We start from the raw sequence: 17,046 nt of genomic DNA on the forward strand, positions 1-17,046 counted from the left end.
ATGTTGGGAAAACTCTCTCTTGAGTCGATCCCCCACGATCCGATCGTCCTGACGACGTTGATCGGCGCGGTTCTTGGTGGCCTGGGCGTCGTCGCCCTGATCACCAAGTTCAAGCTGTGGGGCTATCTGTGGAAGGAGTGGTTCACCTCGGTGGATCACAAGAAGATCGGCGTGATGTACCTCATCGTCGCCTTCGTCATGCTGCTGCGCGGTTTCTCCGACGCCATCATGATGCGTACCCAGCAGGCCATCGCCGTCGGTGGCTCCGAGGGCTACCTGCCGCCGCACCACTACGACCAGATCTTCACCGCCCACGGCGTGATCATGATCTTCTTCGTGGCGATGCCGCTGATCACCGGCCTGATGAACCTGGCCGTGCCGCTGCAGATCGGTGCGCGCGACGTCGCGTTCCCGTTCGTCAACTCGCTCAGCTTCTGGCTGTTCGTGTCCGGTGCGGTGCTGATCATGCTGTCGCTGTGGATCGGTGAGTTCGCTGCCACCGGCTGGCTGGCATTCCCGCCACTGTCGGGCATCGAATACAGTCCAAGCGTCGGCATGGACTACTACATCTGGGGTCTACAGGTCGCAGGCCTGGGTACCACGCTGAGCGGTATCAACTTCTTCATCACCATCCTGAAGATGCGTACCCCCAGCATGAAGCTGATGCAGATGCCGGTGTTCACCTGGACCGCCCTGGTGACCAACGTGCTGATCGTCGCTGCCTTCCCGGTGCTGACCATCACCCTGGTGCTGCTGACCCTGGACCGTTACCTGGGTACGCACTTCTTCACCAATGACGGTGGCGGCAACGCCATGCTGTACATCAACCTGATCTGGATCTGGGGTCACCCGGAGGTGTACATCCTGGTCCTGCCGGCGTTCGGTGTGTTCTCCGAAGTCATCGCGACCTTCTCGCGCAAGGCGCTGTTCGGCTACAAGGGCATGGTCTACGCCACCGCCTGCATCGGCGTGCTGTCGTTCATCGTGTGGCTGCACCACTTCTTCACCATGGGCTCCGGTGCCAACGTCAATGCCTTCTTCGGCATCACGACGATGATCATCTCGATCCCGACCGGCGTGAAGATCTTCAACTGGCTGTTCACCATGTTCCGCGGCCGCGTGCACTTCACCACCCCGGTGCTGTGGACCATCGGCTTCATGGTCACCTTCGTCATCGGCGGCATGACCGGCGTGATGCTGGCGATCCCGGCCATCGACTTCGTGCTGCACAACAGCCTGTTCCTGATCGCCCACTTCCACAACGTCATCATCGGCGGCGTGGTGTTCGGCATGTTCGCCGGCATCACCTACTGGTGGCCGAAGATGTTCGGCTTCCGCCTCAATGAGTTCTGGGGCAAGTGCGCGTTCTGGTGCTGGTTCATCGGCTTCTACGTGACCTTCATGCCGATGTACGTGCTGGGCTTCATGGGCATGACCCGTCGCCTGCAGAGCACGGTCAACCCGGCCTATGAGCCGCTGCTGCTGATCGCCGCCGCAGGTGCCTTCATCGTTGGCGCCGGCATCCTGTGTCAGATCATCCAGGTGGCCGTCTCGATCCGCGACCGCAAGAAGACCGTCGACCTGACCGGCGACCCGTGGGATGCCCGTACGCTGGAGTGGGAAACCTCTTCGCCGCCGGCCTTCTACAACTTCGGCACGCTGCCGGAAGTCACCGAGCTGGACGATTTCTGGGAGCGCAAGCAGCGCGGTGAAGCCTGGCCGAAGCCGGCCAAGTACACCGACATCCACATGCCGCGCAACACCGGCACGGGCGTTGTCATCGGTGCCTTCAGCCTGGTGTTCGGCTTCGCGATGATCTGGCACATCTGGTGGCTGGCCATCGTCGGCTTCGTCGGCATGATCGCCACGTTCATCTACCGCACCTTCGACCAGGACGTGGACTACTGGGTCCCGGCCGCCGAGGTGGAACGCATCGAGAACGAACACCGCAAGCACCTGGAAGCCCAGGGCCTGGTGAAGTCGGAGCTGAAGGCATGAGCACCAATACCTCGACCCTGAGCCACGGGCACGCCGCGCACGCGGCGGCCCATGGCCATGACGACCACGAGCACCACGACACCGGCGGCAACACCGTCTTCGGTTTCTGGGTGTACCTGATGAGCGACTGCCTCATCTTCGCCTCGCTGTTCGCCACCTACGTGGTGCTGGCAGGCGGTACCGATGGTGGCCCGACCGCGAAGGACCTGTTCGAACTGCCGTTCGTGGCGTGGGAAACCGCGCTGCTGCTGACCTCGTCGCTGACCTTCGGCCTGGGCATGATCGCCATGCACCGCAAGCAGGTTGGCCAGATGTTCCTGTGGCTGGCGGTTACCTGGCTGCTGGGCTTCGGCTTCATGTGCATGGAAGTCTATGAGTTCCAGCACCTGATCCATCAGGGCTACGGTCCGGACCGCAGTGCCTTCCTGTCGGCGTTCTTCGCCCTGGTCGGCACCCACGGCCTGCACGTCAGCGCCGGCCTGCTGTGGCTGCTGGTGATGTTCGTGCAGCTGAAGAAGTACGGCCTGACCCCGACCAACAAGACCCGCATGGCGTGCCTGAGCCTGTTCTGGCACTTCCTGGACCTGATCTGGATCGGCGTGTTCTCCGTCGTCTACCTCAATGGAGCGCTGTAATGGCACATGACAACCACGCACACGACCACGGCACCGGCGGCGAAAGCCACGGCAGCGTGAAGTCGTACCTGATCGGCTTCGTGCTGGCGGTGGTGCTGACCGTCATCCCGTTCTGGATGGTGATGTCGGGTGATTTCTCGCGCACCGTCAACGGTGTGGTGATAGCGGTCACCGCGGTGCTGCAGATGCTGGTCCACCTGGTGTTCTTCCTGCATCTGGACCGCTCTTCGGAAAGCCGCTGGAACGTCAACGCTGCGGCCTTCACCGTTGTGGTGATCGGCATCATCGTGATCGGCACCCTGTGGGTCATGCACAACATGAACGTGCACATGATGCACTGACGTCCTCGCGACGTTGCCACGCAGAAAGGCCGCCCTCGGGCGGCCTTTCTGTTTGCTGTGGTTGCGCGTTTCGTGCACCCACCAGGCTGGTAGTGCCGGCCGCTGGCCGGCAATTACGCGAAGCCGGCCAGCGGCCGGCTCCACCAGGAGATCCACGCCATGCGTGGATGGGGTCAGAGCCCTTGCCTGTGCAAGAGATCCCACCCGGCATGGCCGGCACAGGGTGGTAGTGCCGGCCGCTGGCCGGCAATTACGCGAAGCCGGCCAGCGGCCGGCTCTACCAGGAGATCCACGCCATGCATGGATGGGGTCAGAGCCCTTGCCTGCGGCAAGGGATCCGACCCCGGACCTGGCGCTTCACCCCACCCGGCGCAGGAATTCCTCGGCGTCCATCGGTCGGCCCAGGTGGTAACCCTGCAACTGGTCACACCCCAGTTCGCTCAGGTACTCGCGCTGCGCCTGCGTCTCCACGCCCTCGGCCACCACCTGCAGCTGCAGGGTGCGGCCCAGCGCGATGATCGACGAGACGATGGCGGCGTCCTCGTCATTGCGCTCCAGGTCGTGCACGAACGCACGGTCGATCTTCAGTTCGGTGGCCGGCATGCGCTTGAGGTACAGCAGGCTGGAATAGCCGGTGCCGAAATCATCGATGGCGATGTGCACGCCCATCGCGGTCAGGTCGTTGAGAATCGCGAGGCTGGCATCGACGTCCTTCATCGCCGTGGTCTCGGTGATCTCCAGGGTCAGCCGCGCCGGTTCGATCCGGTGCCGGTGCAGCACCTCGCGCACGCTGTCCAGCAGTGCCGGCGAGGCGAACTGCAGCGGCGAGAGGTTCACCGCCATTGTCCATTCCGTATGCCCGGCCTGGTGCCATGCCCGCAGCTGCGCACAGGCGCGGTCCAATACCCAGTCACCGATCGGCAGGATCAGGCCGCTGCGCTCGGCAATGGGGATGAACACGTCCGGCGCCAGCAGTCCCAGCTCCGGGTGCTGCCAGCGCAGCAGCGCTTCGGCCCCGGTGGCCGGTGCGCCGGCGGCAGGGAACTTGGGCTGGTAATGCAGGATCAGTTCGTCGCGGGCGATGGCCTTGCGCAGGTCCTGCAGCAGGCGCAGCTGGCGGTTGGCACTGAGCTGCATCGACGGGGTGAAGAAGGTGTAGCCGTTCCGCCCGGTTTCCTTGGTGTGGTACATCGCCGCATCGGCGTGGGCCATCAGCTCGCGCTCGTTGCCGGCGTCATCCGGGTACAGGGCAATGCCCAGGCTGGCGCTGACCTGCAGTTCGGCCGCATCCAGCAGGAACGGTTCGCCGGCCGCGGCGATGATGCGCTCGGCCACCACCACCGCATCGTCGGGAATGTCGATGGCCAGCACGATCACGAACTCATCGCCGCCGAGGCGGGCCAACGTATCCTGCGGTCGCAGCTGGCCGCCGATGCGCTGTGCCACCGCCACCAGCAGGCGGTCGCCGAGCTGGTGGCCGTACGCATCATTGACCGCCTTGAAGCCGTCCAGGTCGCAGAACATCACCGCCACTGCATGGTTGCGGCGCCGCGCCTTCTCGATGGCCTGCTCGATGCGGTCCTGCAGCAGCATGCGGTTGGGCAGCTGGGTCAACGGGTCGTGCAGCGCGGCCTGGATCAGCTTGTCGTTGGCGTGCGCCAGCGAATCGGCCAGCAGCCCGGTGCGCACGCGCATCTGCCGGTCGAACAGCGAGGCGACCAGGGCGATGCCCAGCGTGGCCACGGTGGTGACGATCACCAGCACCGCCAGCCAGCGCGTGTCGATGCCGCCACTGCCGACGGCGCCACAGATGCTGCCTTCGGGGAAGCGCGCCGCCGCCATACCGGTGTAATGCATGCCGACGATGGCCAGGCCCATCACCAGCGAAGCAAGCGCGCGCAGCAGCAGGGTGTTGCGCCGCTCGGCGCGCAGGCGGAAGGCGATCCACAGTGCGGCGCCGGCGGCACCGATGGCCACCGCGATGGACGCGGCAAACCAGCCCGGGTGGTAGTCAATGCCGGGCTGCATGCGCATCGCCGCCATGCCCAGGTAATGCATGGTGGCGATGCCCAGGCCCATCAGCACGGCCCCGGCCAGCAGCCGGCGCCACGGCAGGCTGGGCCGCGACACCAGCCACAGCGCATAGGCTGAGGCGCCGATCGAGACCGCCAGCGAGTACAGGGTGATGCCAAGGTCGTAACCCACCGGAATCGGCAGGTCGAAGGCGAGCATGCCGATGAAGTGCATCGACCAGATGCCCAGGCCCATGGCCGCCGCGCCGCCGGCCAGCCACCAGCGGGCCACGCGACCCTCGGCCGTGGCCAGGCGCCCGGCCATGTCCAGCGCCGTGTACGAAGCAAGAATGGCCACCAGCAGGGAGATGATGACCAGGCTCTGACTGTAGCTGCCAGTCATGATGAATCCAGTGGGGGAGGGAGGGGCGCCCGCAAGGCGCACGCCCGCGACCCCTATCGGCGCAGGTGGGCAGGACTTGAGTGGTCGCAGCACCTGCGACCCGGCTCGGCTATCCTGCCACGCCTGTTCCCGTTGCTGGAAATCATCCGATGGCAAAAGCCCGCACCGCCTACGTCTGCAATGAATGCGGCGCCGAATTCAGCAAGTGGCAGGGCCAGTGCACCGAGTGCAACGCCTGGAACTCGCTGTCGGAAATCGTGCTGGAAAGCGCGGCGGCGGCCAAGGCGCCGGCTTCGCGCCGGGCCGGCTGGGCCGGCAAGATCGACCCGCCGAAGATCACCGCCCTGAAGGACGTGGAGCAGACCGAGCATCGCCGGGTCTCCACCGGCATCGGCGAGTTCGACCGGGTGCTGGGCGGTGGCCTGGTCGAGGGCGCGGTGGTGCTGGTCGGTGGCGATCCGGGCATCGGCAAGTCGACCCTGCTGCTGCAGGCGGTGGCGAAGATGGCGGCCGAACTGCCGGTGCTGTACGTCACCGGCGAGGAATCGCTGGCGCAGGTCGCCGGCCGCGCGCACCGCCTGGAGCTGCCGCTGGACGGGGTCAACGCACTGGCCGAGACCGGGGTCGAATCGATCCTGCAGCATGCGTCCAAGGCCGGCCCGCGGCTGATCGTGGCCGACTCCGTGCAGACCCTGTGGACCGAGAGCCTGACCGCCGCGCCCGGTTCGGTCAGCCAGGTGCGCGAGAGCGCGGCGCGGCTGGTCCGGTTTGCCAAGGAGACCGGCACGGCCGTGTTCCTGGTCGGCCATGTGACCAAGGAGGGCGGCATCGCCGGCCCGCGCGTGCTCGAGCACATGGTCGATGCAGTGCTGTATTTCGAGGGCGAGAGCGGCAGCCGCTTCCGCCTGCTGCGCGCGTTCAAGAACCGCTTCGGTGCGGTCAACGAACTGGGCGTGTTCGCGATGGGCGACAAGGGCCTGAAGGAGGTCTCCAATCCATCGGCGATCTTCCTGTCCGGCGGCAGCACCCATCAGCCGGGCAGCTGCGTGATGGTCACCCGCGAGGGCACCCGGCCGCTGCTGGTGGAGGTGCAGGCGCTGGTCGATGCGTCGCCGCTGTCGAATCCGCGCCGTGTCGCGGTCGGCCTGGAGCAGAACCGCCTGGCCATGCTGCTGGCGGTGCTGCATCGCCATGGCGGCGTACTGGTCGGCGACCAGGACGTGTTCGTCAACGTGGTCGGTGGCATCCGCGTGCAGGAGACCGCGGCCGATCTGCCGGTGCTGCTGGCGGTGTTGTCGTCGCTGCAGGACCGGCCGCTGGCGGAAAAGACGATTGCGTTCGGCGAGGTGGGCCTGTCCGGCGAGATCCGGCCGGTGCCCAATGGCGAAGACCGCCTGCGCGAGGCCGCCACCCATGGCTTCAAGCGCGCCATCGTGCCCAAGGCCAATGCGCCCAAGGGCGGATCGGTGAAAGGCATGGAAGTGATCGCGGTGGAGCGCCTGTCCGAGGCCATCGACGCGGCGTGAGGCACTGGGGGGACTGCTGCGGGGCCTGCCTCCACATACGTCATATACGGCAACGGTCAGGCTGGCTGTGCTAGTTTTTCCCGCTCGACGAAGGCGCCCTCTGGCGCCTTTCCGTGCCCAGGAGTAAACGATTACATGCAGGACACCGCGCTCACCGCCCCCAACGCCGAGATCCGTCGTGCCGGGGTCGATCTCAATGGACTGATGACGGTGCTGGGCAAGCACCTGTATTCCACCCCGGTGGTGGCGCTGCGCGAACTGGTGCAGAACGCGCACGACTCGATCATCCGCCGCCGCATCGAGCAGCCCGGCGTCCAGGTGCCTTCGCGCATTTCGGTGCAGGTCGATGCCGGTGCCGGCGTGCTGCGCATCACCGATACCGGTGCCGGCCTGACCCGCCAGGAGATCCACGACTACCTGGCCACCGTCGGCGTCGGCTATACCCGTGGCCTGCGCCAGGGCGGCGAGGATGATGAAGGCCTGATCGGCATGTTCGGCCTCGGCTTCCTGTCGGCCTTCGTGCTGGCGCGCCGGGTCAGCGTGCGTACCACCTCGTACCAGACGCCGGAGCTGGGCCATCTGTACGTGTCCAGCAATGCCGAGCAGTACACCGTCAGCGAAGTGCCGGCACGCGCGGTCGGCACCGAGGTGGAACTGGAACTGCATCCGGATTTCCTGCCACTGGCCAACGAGGCGCGCCTGCATGAGGTGCTGGGCCGCTACTGCGCGCTGCTGTCCGAACCGATCTTCATCGGTGCTGCGACCGAAGCGCTCAACCCCGAGCCGCCGCCGTGGCGGGGGCAGGGTGACGTGGCCGTGCACCCGGTGCAGGCACGCCGCCAGGCACTGCAGTTCGCCGCGCGCTTCGAACACGATTTCGAGCCGATCGTCACCGTGCCGCTGCGTGCCGACGGCAACAGCGATGCCACCGGCCTGCTGTGGGTGCAGGATGGTGCCACCTATGGCACCAGCGACAACCGCAACCTGTCGGTGTTCGTGCGCGGCATGCTGCTGGATGACGATGCCCGTGACCTGCTGCCGCCGTGGGCCGGCTTCATCGGCGGGGTGATCGAATCCTCGCGGCTGACTCCCACCGCCAGCCGCGAAGACCTGCAGCGCGATGACCAGTACCGCGCTGTGCAACATGCCTTGCTGGAGGCGCTGATCGATGGTCTGGCCGACGTTGCGCGGCAGCAGCCGGAGGCGTGGCGACGCGTATTGAGCCGCCACAACGAGGCGCTGCTGGGCGCGGCGCTGTGCGATGACCGCCTGTTCGACCTGCTGATGGAGCATGTGCGCGTGCCGACCTCGCAGGGCGACCTGCCGGCCAGTGCCCTGCCGGCGCGCGGTGCCGTGCATGTCATCCTCGACAATGGCGGTGGCTTCGAAGAGATGCTGTTCCGCGCGATGGGGGTGCCGGTCGCGCATGGCCATCGCTACGCGGTGGTGCCGTTCCTGCGGCGCTGGGCCCAGGCCAAGGGCCTGCGCCTGGTTGAACTCGGCACCGAGCAGGGCAATCGCGCACTGTTCCGCAGCGATGACAGCCTCGACGACGCGCAGCTCGCATGGCTGCGCGAACAGCTGGGTGATGGCGAGCAGCTGCTGCCGGCGCGTTTCAGCCCGGAAGCACTGCCGGTGGTGGTGGTGCCCGACCGCGAGGCCGAACTGAAGCAGCGCCTGGAAGACGACGAGAACGACAAGCGCGTTTCGATGGCGGCGCTGCGCCTGGCGCGCCAGTTCACCGCACGCATCGAATCGCGCGCACCCTCGCGGCTGTACCTCAACCTCGACAACCCGGCGGTGCAGGCGCTGCTGCGCGCCCAGCGCGAGGGCCACCCGCAGACCGAAGCGGCGGCACGCCTGCTGCGCTCGCTGAAGATCATCGTCGCTGCGCAGGGCCGTCCCTTGGCCCGGGCAACGACCGCCACGCAGGGCCCGGATCTCAACGGCGCCTTTACCGATATCGCCGGTGCTCTGCAGCAGATGCTGCGCTGAGCACCGCGCCCTCTCATCCAGCCTTCGCTAGACAGGAGTACTTACCCCATGGACATCTGGAACTGGGTCGAAAAACTGCAGGGCGACCTGCGCCAGGCCGGCCAGGCGCAGAACGCGCACCTGCTGAACCGCCTCGCCGACGAGGTCAGTGAACTGCAGATCGACCGCGTCGATGCACTGCTGCCCGAAGCACGCGCACTGGGCAAGGCGCTCGACAACCCCTGGGTCGACGTCTACGTCGGCCACTGGGCGCTGCGCAACCGCGTCGGCAACCGTGTTGAAGGCGAGAGCGCACTTGGCGAAGCCGTTTCGCTGTTCGAGCGGGCACACCGCGAAGACACCCTGGAATGCCCGCAGTCGATCTGCGTGACCCAGGACCTGGCCGCCTGCTACGGCAACATCGATGGCCCGGGCTGGGTGCCCGAGCGCATCGAGGTGTGCGACGAGACCCTCGGCCGCATCGATCCCAGCTGGGCCTGCTTCCAGTGCCTGAGCTGCGAGAAAGCCGATGCGCTGCTCGACGATGGCCGTGGCCAGGAGGCGCTGGATTACCTGCAGGCGCAGGCCGACGCCGTGGAGGCCTGTGGCAAGGAAGTGTTCGACAGCTTCCCGGAGATGCAGATCAAGATCCTGCTCGCTGTCGGCCGCGCCGACGAGGCACTGGCGCTGATCGAGAAGCGCGAAGCCGAAGTGGCCGCCTCCGGGGAGTACGAGCCGGCCAACTGCACGGTGCCGCGCCGCTTGTCCAAGGCATGGGCGTTGGCCCAGCTGGGCCGCGACGAAGAAGCGCTGCAGCAGCTGGTGCCGTGGAGCGAGCTGACCCCGAATTACTGGCGGCTGTGGGCGAACACCGCCGCAGCGCTGTGCCAGCGTGACCCTGCGCGCAATACGTGGGACCTGGGCACGCGCTTCAACACGATCATCGAGCACTTCGCCCGGGTCGGATCGCATCGCCTGCTGATCGAAGTGGCAGCGCTGAGCCTGGAGCTTGCCCTGCAGCGTGGTGCGCGCTGGGTGGCGCTGCGCCAGCTGGAACTGGCCCGCACCCATCTGGCGCAGCTGCGCCAGGACCGGGGGGCGGCAGCGCTGGTGGCCGGCCTGGCGGCACGCATCGATGCATTGCCGGATGTCGCACCGCTGCCGGTGCCGGCCGGCGAGCTGCTGGCATGGCTGGACGCGCAGGGTGAACAGAACCAGGCGCGCGACCCCGAGCGCGAGGCGCAGTGGTTGCTGCAGGCGCAGGCGCAGCTGCCCGATGACGAGGCCTTGGCCGAGATGGCCGCCTCGGCGCTGAGCGCCTGCGGCGCGCAGGCCGAGGCGCGAGCGCTGTTGTGGCGGTTCGTACGCAGCCATGCGCAGAACGATGGTCCCGCAGCCTACACGCTGATGCGCTGGCTGGCCGAGCAGGGGGACGACGACGGCCTGCGCCAGCTGGCCGAGGTCTACCGCAGCAGCGTGCCGGTGTTCGCGCACTGGTGCGACGTGCAGCGCGCACGCCGGGTGTCCGACTGGCCGGCGCTGGAGCAGGCGGCCCGATCGCTTCTGGAGCTGTCTCCGGGCTCGCACGGCGCGCGCGGCACGCTGGCGCGCATGTACATGGAAACCGGCCGCTTCAGCGAGGCCCAGGCCTGCTATGCGCAGTTGGTGGAGCTGCTGGACGAGCCGAACGCCGCGCATTGGGACCACATGAGTGCGGCCAGCGCGGCGCGCGACTGGGACGCGGTGCGCCGCTCGGCCGCGGCGATCGGCATGGAGCTGTCCAGCCAGGAAGGTGTGGTCGAGGAGCCATGGGGCTGGGTGATCATCCGCAGCGAAGAGAACGGCGAGCCGATGGAGTACTACGCCCGCCGCAGCGGCCCGGTGACCGCGCGCATCGTCGAGAATGCGCCGTCCAACCGCGCCCAGCAGGTGGGCGACTGGGTGGTGTTCGATGCCGCACTGGTGCATCCGGCACCCGAGGAGGAGGAAGCGCGCGAGCATTTCATCCCGACCTATGCGCAGGTGCATGTGCTGGAGCGCGGCGGCTTCGCCCGCAGCTGGATGATCGATGGCGCGCACCCGGGCGAAGAGGCGTGGAATGCCTTCGTCGAGGCGGCCGAAGCACAGGGTTGGAAGGTGTGGTCGCACAGCCGCCCGGACTACACTGTCACCGACCCCGACAGGGAGGAGGGCACGCTGCCCGGCCTGCTGTTCACCGTCGCCCAGCCGCAGGACCATGCGCCGCTGGCGCTGCACCGCTTCCTCCAGCAGCACACCGCGACGTGGCCGCATCCGCATTGCTGGCTGCGCCTGGCTGAAGCCTGTGACCAGGATCGCCAGCCGCATCTGGACGTGATCGAGCGTTACGGGCTGTAAGCTGCACGCTCCTGTAGAGCCGAGCCTGCGCTCGGCCCACGCGGAAAGCAGCCGAGCATGGGCTCGGCTCTACAACGGATCATCATCACCACCAGGGAATGGAATACATGCGAAAGACAGGGATGTTCGTGATCGCCGGGCTGCTGCTGGCCCCCACCGTGCAGGCCGCACCGGCCTGCCAGGAACCCATGGCCGTTGCCCGTGCCTTCTTCGAAGCCACGACCGGCAATGGTGACCTGCTGGAGCCACCGCCCGCGCTGGTCAGCCCGGCGTTCGGCAAGGCACTGCGTGGCGAGCGTGCCTGCCAGCAGCGCGAACAGGGCATCTGCACGATCGATTCCGACCCGTGGCTGGATGCGCAGGACGGCGACATTGAAACCCCGGTGCGTTACCGCTGGAAAGAGGCCTCGGCCACTGCCGGCCAGGTCGAGATGCGCTATGCGGTATGGAAGAAGGCCTACGTGACCCGCCTGCCGATGGTTCGCCAGGGCCAGGGCTGCTGGCAGGTCGATGACATCCTCACCAACAGCGGTCGCTCGGTGCGGAAGATCCTGGCGCAGTCGATTCCCTGATCGGCGGCAGCATCCGCGCATGGTGCGGTTCAGTTGCCGGCCAGCGGCCGGCACTACCCGGTGATGTTGGGGTGGGTGCCGACCGTTGGTCGGCATGCCTTTATCGCGAATGCCCGAACACCAGTTCGATCACGAACTGGCTGCCGAAGAACGCCAGCAGCAGCAACAGCATTGCCGCCAGCGTCCAGTGCACCGCCTTCATGCCGCGCCAGCCGTAGCGGCGACGGCCGATCATCAGCACGCCGAACACGATCCACGACAGCACGCTCAGCACGGTCTTGTGCACCAGCTTCTGCGCCAGCAGGTCGTCGACGAACAGCACGCCGGTGACCAGGGTCAGGGTCAGCAGCGCGAAGCCGACCGTGATCACCCGGAACAGCAGCGATTCCAGGTCGGCCAGCGGTGGCAGCGCGCGCAGCCACGGGCGGAACTCGCGGCGGCGCAGGGCGCGTTCCTGCAGCCACAGCATGATCGCCAGCAGCGCGGCGATGCTCAGCGTGGCGTAGGCCAGCAGCGCCAGCCAGGCATGGCTGGCCAGGCGCCAGCCCAGCACCTTGCTCGGCTCGTGGCCGTAGCCGTGATAGGCCAGAAGCAGTACCGCGGCCAGTGGGAACACCACCACGCCCAGCGCCGACATGCGGCCGCGCGCGCCCACCAGCGAGGTCAGCCAGGCCATGCCCAGGCCGACCAGCGACAGCGCGGCGAAGAAGTGCATGTCCGGCCCGCCGTTGGTGCGCATCGCCACCATCACGTGGTAACCGCCATGCAGCAGCATCGCTGGCAGGGCCGGCCACAGCCAGGTGGGGGAGCCGGTGCTTTCATCGCGGCCGAGCGCGCGCACCAGCAGGGCACTGGCAGCCAAGTAGAGCAGGACGGCGATGAGAACGATTGTCATCGTTGCAGTTTCGCATACCCCTGTGATGCTGGCGACGGCCCGGTGGTCGCAGTCCGGGCGGACAGCCGGACCCGTTATACTGTCTGCCTTATTGTCCCCCGCTTTCAGACAGGTTGCGCCGCATGTTCGAGTCCCTGACCCAGCGCCTTTCCGGCACCATCGAGCGCCTGCGTGGCCGCGGCCGCCTGACCGAGGAGAACATCCGCGAGGCGACCCGCGAAGTACGCATCGCGCTGCTCGAAGCCGACGTCGCGCTGCCGGTGGTGCAGGCCCTGATCGAGCGCATCAAGGTGCGCGCGGTTGGCCAGGAAGTGCTGAAGTCGCTGACCCCGGGCCAGGCCCTGATCAAGGTCGTGCGCGACGAGCTGACCGCGGTGATGGGTGCCGAGGCCAGCGACCTGAACCTCAATGTGCCCGCTCCGGCGATCATCCTGATGGCGGGCCTGCAGGGCGCCGGCAAGACCACCACGGTGGGCAAGCTGGCCAAGCACCTGAAGGAAAAGCGCAAGAAGAAGGTGATGGTGGTCTCGGCCGACGTCTACCGTCCGGCCGCGATCGAGCAGCTGAAGACCCTGGCCGAGCAGGTGGGCGTGCTGTTCTTCCCGTCCAGCGCCGACCAGAAGCCGGAAGCCATCGTCCGCGCCGCCATCGACGATGCCCGCAAGTCGTTCGTCGACGTACTGCTGGTCGATACCGCCGGCCGCCTGGCCATCGACGAAGCGATGATGGCCGAGATCAAGGCCCTGCACGCTGCCGTGAACCCGGCCGAAACCCTGTTCGTGGTCGACGCCATGACCGGCCAGGACGCGGCCAACACCGCCAAGGCCTTCGGTGATGCGCTGCCGCTGACCGGCGTGGTGCTGACCAAGACCGACGGTGACGCCCGTGGCGGTGCCGCGCTGAGCGTGCGCTACATCACCGGCAAGCCGATCAAGTTCGTCGGTGTCAGCGAAAAGCCGGAAGGCCTGGACGTGTTCCATCCGGACCGCATCGCCAGCCGCATCCTCGACATGGGCGACGTGCTGTCGCTGGTCGAGCAGGTGGAGCAGCAGGTCGACAAGGACAAGGCCGCCAAGCTGGCCGAGAAGGTCGCGAAGGGAAAGAAGTTCGACCTGAACGACATGCGCGACCAGCTGGAGCAGATGCAGAACATGGGCGGCATCGGCGGCCTGATGGACAAGCTGCCGGGCCTGGGCAACATCCCCGACCACCTGAAGCAGCAGGTCAGCCAGGGCAAGGAAGTGCCGCGCATGATCGCCATCATCAGCTCGATGACCAAGAAGGAACGGCGCAACCCGAACCTGCTCAACGGCTCGCGCCGCGCGCGCATCGCCAAGGGTTCGGGCGTGACCCCGGCCGACGTCAACAAGCTGATGAAGCAGTACATGCAGATGGAAAAGATGATGAGCAAGATGGCCGGCGGTGGCATGAAGGGCATGTTGCGCAGCATGAAGGGCATGATGGGCGCCATGGGCGGCCGCGGCATGCCGTTCCGTTGATGACGGCCCCGGTCGCAGTGTGATGTAGCGCCCGAGCCTTCGCTCGGGCGGCGGCGCGCAGCAGCAGGCTCGACTCTTCCCCTGTCCCGCGCGCACCATGGGGGCCTGTACGAAACGATGGGCCGTCATGCAGAGTTCCGCTGTAACTTCCCGCGTCGAGGCGTTCTGCCGGCGCTTTGGCATTTCCGTTCCGATCCTGCTGGCACCGATGGCCGGTGCCTGCCCCGTACCGTTGTCCGCCGCGCTGGCCAATGCCGGCAGCATGGGGGCGATGGGCGCGGTGCTGTCGTCGTCGGCCGATATCGGTCGCTGGATGGAGGACTTCCGCGCGACCTCCACCGGCCCGGCGCAGGTGAACCTGTGGCTGCCGGACCCCGCACCGAGCCGTAATGTCGCTGCCGAGGCCGCCAGCCGCGCTTTCCTCGCGCAGTGGGGCCCGGACGTGCCGGCCAGCGCCGCCGACGCCACGCCTGCCGATTTCGAAGAACAGTTCGCTGCGTTGCTTGCGGCACGCCCGGCGGTGGCGTCGACCATCATGGGTGTGCTGCTGCCGCGCCACGTGCAGCAGCTGAAGGACGCCGGCATTGCCTGGATCGCCTGCGCGACCACCTTGTCCGAAGCGCGTGCCGCACAGGACGCCGGTGCCGACGCCGTGGTGGCGCAGGGCATGGAGGCCGGTGGCCATCGCGGTGCGTTTGATCCGGCAATGGCCGAACGCCAGCTGGTCGGGCTGTTCGCGCTGTTGCCGCGCCTGGCCGATCACCTGCAGATTCCGGTGATCGCTGCCGGTGGCATCGCCGATGGCCGTGGCATTGCTGCCGCACTCACCCTGGGGGCCAGCGCCGTCCAGATCGGCACCGCCTTCCTGCGCACGCCCGAGGCGGCGATCGCATCGGCGTGGGCCGATGGGCTGGCCGCCAGCGAACCGGAAGATACCTGGCCGACGCGCGCGTTCAGCGGCCGCCTTGGCCGTGGCCTGGCGACCGCGTATGTGCGCGCCGCTGCTGCCGAAGGCGCCCCTGCGCCGCGCCCGTACCCGGTGCAGCGTGGCCTGACCGCGCCGATGCGCAAGCAGGCCGTGCAGGAAAATCGCCTGGCGGCGATGCAGGCCTGGGCCGGGCAGTCGGCGTGGATGGCGCCTGCACAGCCGGCCGCCGATGTGCTGCGCGGCATGTGGGAACAGGCGCAGGCGCTGCTGCGATGAGGGTCACCTGCAATGGCCAGCCGGCGCAGGTGGCGGACCTGCTGCCGGCGCTGGTGAACTACGGCCACTTCACCTCGCTGCAGGTGCGTGGTGGTGCAGTGCAGGGGCTGGACCTGCATCTGGCGCGGCTGTCGCAGGCCACGCGCGAACTGTTCGGCAGCGAACTGGACACGGTGCAGGTGCGGGCGTGGATGTCGCAGGCGCTGCGGCAGGCCGGCCTGGCCGATGCCTCGCTGCGGGTGACGGTGTACTCGCGCCGCTTCGATTTCCGCAATCCGCTGGCGGCCGTGCCGGTGGACGTGCTGGTGGCAGTTTCAGCGCCGGTGGCCCTGGCCGCGCCCAAGCGCGTGCGCAGCGTGGCCTGGCAGCGCGAAATGCCGCAGATCAAGCATGTGGGCACGTTTGGCCTGTTTGCCGAGCGGCGCGCGGCGATGGCGCAAGGATTCGACGATGTGCTGTTCGTGACCGCCGATGGCGACGTGAGTGAAGGGAGCACCTGGAACCTGGCCGTGCACGATGGTGAGCGGCTGCTCTGGCCACAGGCGCCTGCCCTGCGCGGGACGGCCGAAGCGCTGCTGAAGCGGCATTGGCCGGGGCCTCAGGTCACTCAGCCGCTGCCGCTGGCCGATCTGGCCGGCGTGAAGGCGGCTTTTGCCTGCAACGCCAGCGGCCTGTGGGCGCTGGAGGCCATTGACGGGCATGTCCTGCCCGGCTCGCAGGCGCTGGCTGAACAGGGCAGGGCGGTGCTGGCGGCGGTGGCCTGGCAGCCGCTTTCCTGAACGAGGCGCGTGGTTGCCGATCGCTGGACATAGCCGGACGCTACCTTGAAGCGTTGCAGCCGGTAGCGCCGGGCCATGCCCGGCGGATGCGTCCGCAGCGAACAACACTCAGGAGTTTCAATCAGATATGGGTATGGTCACCGAGCAGCATCGCGCGGTAGCGATGCACGCAATCAAGGTCATGGGCTCTGAGGGGCGGCCCAAGGTCCAGGCCTTTCACGATGATCATCGCCTACGTTCAGTCGATATCCTCACGACGTTCAGCTCTCCGGAAGCAGGGCTGAAGTCCATCTCGTCCATCGGCCTATCGGATTCTGGGTTACGTCATGCGGAGGGGCACGAACTGGAAACGCGCGTCGAGCTGTGTGCGTGTGCAGAACAGGACGCGCTGCATTGGGACAACGTCGTCGCCTCGACGGCTTTCGCGATCATGCGCGATCGTGCGGCGGTGCAGCCTGGTAGCGTGATTCCCGACATCCTGCAGGACTACTTCCCGTCGACCCGGATGCCGCACGTCTATCTGGTGCCGCCCTTCTTCTGGAATGACGCCAGGTTCCCGGGGCTGCAGTTCCCGCCGGTTGCCATCAACTGGCTGCAGTGCATCGCCATCCACGAATCCGAGCGGCAACTTGTCGAGCGGATTGGCGGCGATGCATTTGACGACCTGCTGCAGCGGCACGAGGTAGATGTGCTGGACATGCATCGGGCGCCGGTAGCGGGAGCGCTCTGACGCTATCGCCCCGGGAATCTTGGAGGGGCGGTCGGAGGTTGATCACTTTGCTGAACGAAAGTGGCGAGGCATAGCACTGCGCTACCGTGAAGATGGATACAG

General features: G+C 67.2%; 13 protein-coding genes. 11 read left to right on the forward strand and 2 right to left on the reverse strand.

Going from position 1 to position 17,046, the window contains the following annotated elements:
- Genes cyoB through cyoD form a run of 3 tightly spaced genes read left to right on the forward strand, consistent with a single transcriptional unit; the run spans position 1 to position 2,974 of the window.
- Positions 1–1,998: a cytochrome o ubiquinol oxidase subunit I gene (gene cyoB / locus AC5P7I_RS06335; RefSeq protein WP_032956371.1), complete on the forward strand. Its 1,998-nt coding sequence runs from the start codon at positions 1–3 to the stop codon at positions 1,996–1,998.
- Positions 1,995–2,633, forward strand: coding sequence for a cytochrome o ubiquinol oxidase subunit III (cyoC, locus tag AC5P7I_RS06340; RefSeq protein ID WP_014646393.1), 639 nt, complete (start codon positions 1,995–1,997; stop codon positions 2,631–2,633). Before cyoB ends, cyoC begins: the two co-directional genes overlap by 4 nt.
- Positions 2,633–2,974 (forward strand): cytochrome o ubiquinol oxidase subunit IV, encoded by a 342-nt coding sequence (gene cyoD, locus AC5P7I_RS06345; RefSeq protein ID WP_005415725.1) that lies wholly within the window; start codon positions 2,633–2,635, stop codon positions 2,972–2,974. The genes cyoC and cyoD overlap by 1 nt, the downstream gene beginning before the upstream one ends.
- A gap of 357 nt (positions 2,975–3,331) precedes the next feature.
- Here cyoD and AC5P7I_RS06350 read toward each other — a convergent pair whose 3' ends face one another.
- Positions 3,332–5,389, reverse strand: a complete 2,058-nt coding sequence (locus AC5P7I_RS06350) for a putative bifunctional diguanylate cyclase/phosphodiesterase (RefSeq protein ID WP_049404407.1) — start codon at positions 5,387–5,389, stop codon at positions 3,332–3,334.
- A 149-nt stretch (positions 5,390–5,538) separates the two neighbouring features.
- Here AC5P7I_RS06350 and radA point away from each other — a divergent pair, with 149 nt between their 5' ends.
- From radA to AC5P7I_RS06370, 4 genes are all read left to right on the forward strand, one after another.
- Positions 5,539–6,915 carry a DNA repair protein RadA gene (gene radA, locus AC5P7I_RS06355; protein ID WP_014646395.1) on the forward strand — a complete coding sequence of 459 codons (1,377 nt, stop codon included), beginning with the start codon at positions 5,539–5,541 and terminating at the stop codon, positions 6,913–6,915.
- Between the two features lie 135 nt (positions 6,916–7,050).
- Positions 7,051–8,910 carry an ATP-binding protein gene (locus tag AC5P7I_RS06360; protein ID WP_164077116.1) on the forward strand — a complete coding sequence of 620 codons (1,860 nt, stop codon included), beginning with the start codon at positions 7,051–7,053 and terminating at the stop codon, positions 8,908–8,910.
- 48 nt (positions 8,911–8,958) lie between these two features.
- Positions 8,959–11,265 (forward strand): tetratricopeptide repeat protein, encoded by a 2,307-nt coding sequence (locus AC5P7I_RS06365; RefSeq protein ID WP_046429547.1) that lies wholly within the window; start codon positions 8,959–8,961, stop codon positions 11,263–11,265.
- Between the two features lie 107 nt (positions 11,266–11,372).
- A complete protein-coding gene (locus AC5P7I_RS06370) occupies positions 11,373–11,837 on the forward strand; it encodes a YqhG/Tai3 family protein (protein ID WP_164077115.1) in 465 nt (154 codons plus the stop codon).
- 100 nt (positions 11,838–11,937) lie between these two features.
- On the opposite strand, the gene AC5P7I_RS06375 is transcribed toward AC5P7I_RS06370, so the two are convergent.
- Positions 11,938–12,732, reverse strand: coding sequence for a cytochrome C assembly family protein (locus AC5P7I_RS06375; protein WP_014646399.1), 795 nt, complete (start codon positions 12,730–12,732; stop codon positions 11,938–11,940).
- Positions 12,733–12,854: 122 nt separating this feature from the next.
- Here AC5P7I_RS06375 and ffh point away from each other — a divergent pair, with 122 nt between their 5' ends.
- The 4 genes from ffh to AC5P7I_RS06395 all read left to right on the forward strand — a co-directional run bounded on the left by ffh (position 12,855) and on the right by AC5P7I_RS06395 (position 16,944).
- The gene (gene ffh, locus AC5P7I_RS06380; RefSeq protein ID WP_005408591.1) at positions 12,855–14,231 is read left to right on the forward strand and encodes a signal recognition particle protein; all 1,377 of its coding nucleotides are present in this window, start codon (positions 12,855–12,857) and stop codon (positions 14,229–14,231) included.
- A gap of 127 nt (positions 14,232–14,358) precedes the next feature.
- Positions 14,359–15,435: an NAD(P)H-dependent flavin oxidoreductase gene (locus AC5P7I_RS06385; protein ID WP_262088381.1), complete on the forward strand. Its 1,077-nt coding sequence runs from the start codon at positions 14,359–14,361 to the stop codon at positions 15,433–15,435.
- Positions 15,432–16,214, forward strand: coding sequence for an aminotransferase class IV family protein (locus AC5P7I_RS06390; protein ID WP_164077113.1), 783 nt, complete (start codon positions 15,432–15,434; stop codon positions 16,212–16,214). Before AC5P7I_RS06385 ends, AC5P7I_RS06390 begins: the two co-directional genes overlap by 4 nt.
- 127 nt (positions 16,215–16,341) lie before the next feature.
- Complete coding sequence (locus AC5P7I_RS06395) at positions 16,342–16,944, forward strand: suppressor of fused domain protein (protein WP_049441482.1); 603 nt, start codon at positions 16,342–16,344, stop codon at positions 16,942–16,944.
- The last annotated feature ends 102 nt before the right edge of the window (positions 16,945–17,046 follow it).

The sequence above is a fragment of the Stenotrophomonas sp. YJH_SMC_138 genome (genome assembly GCF_059369855.1).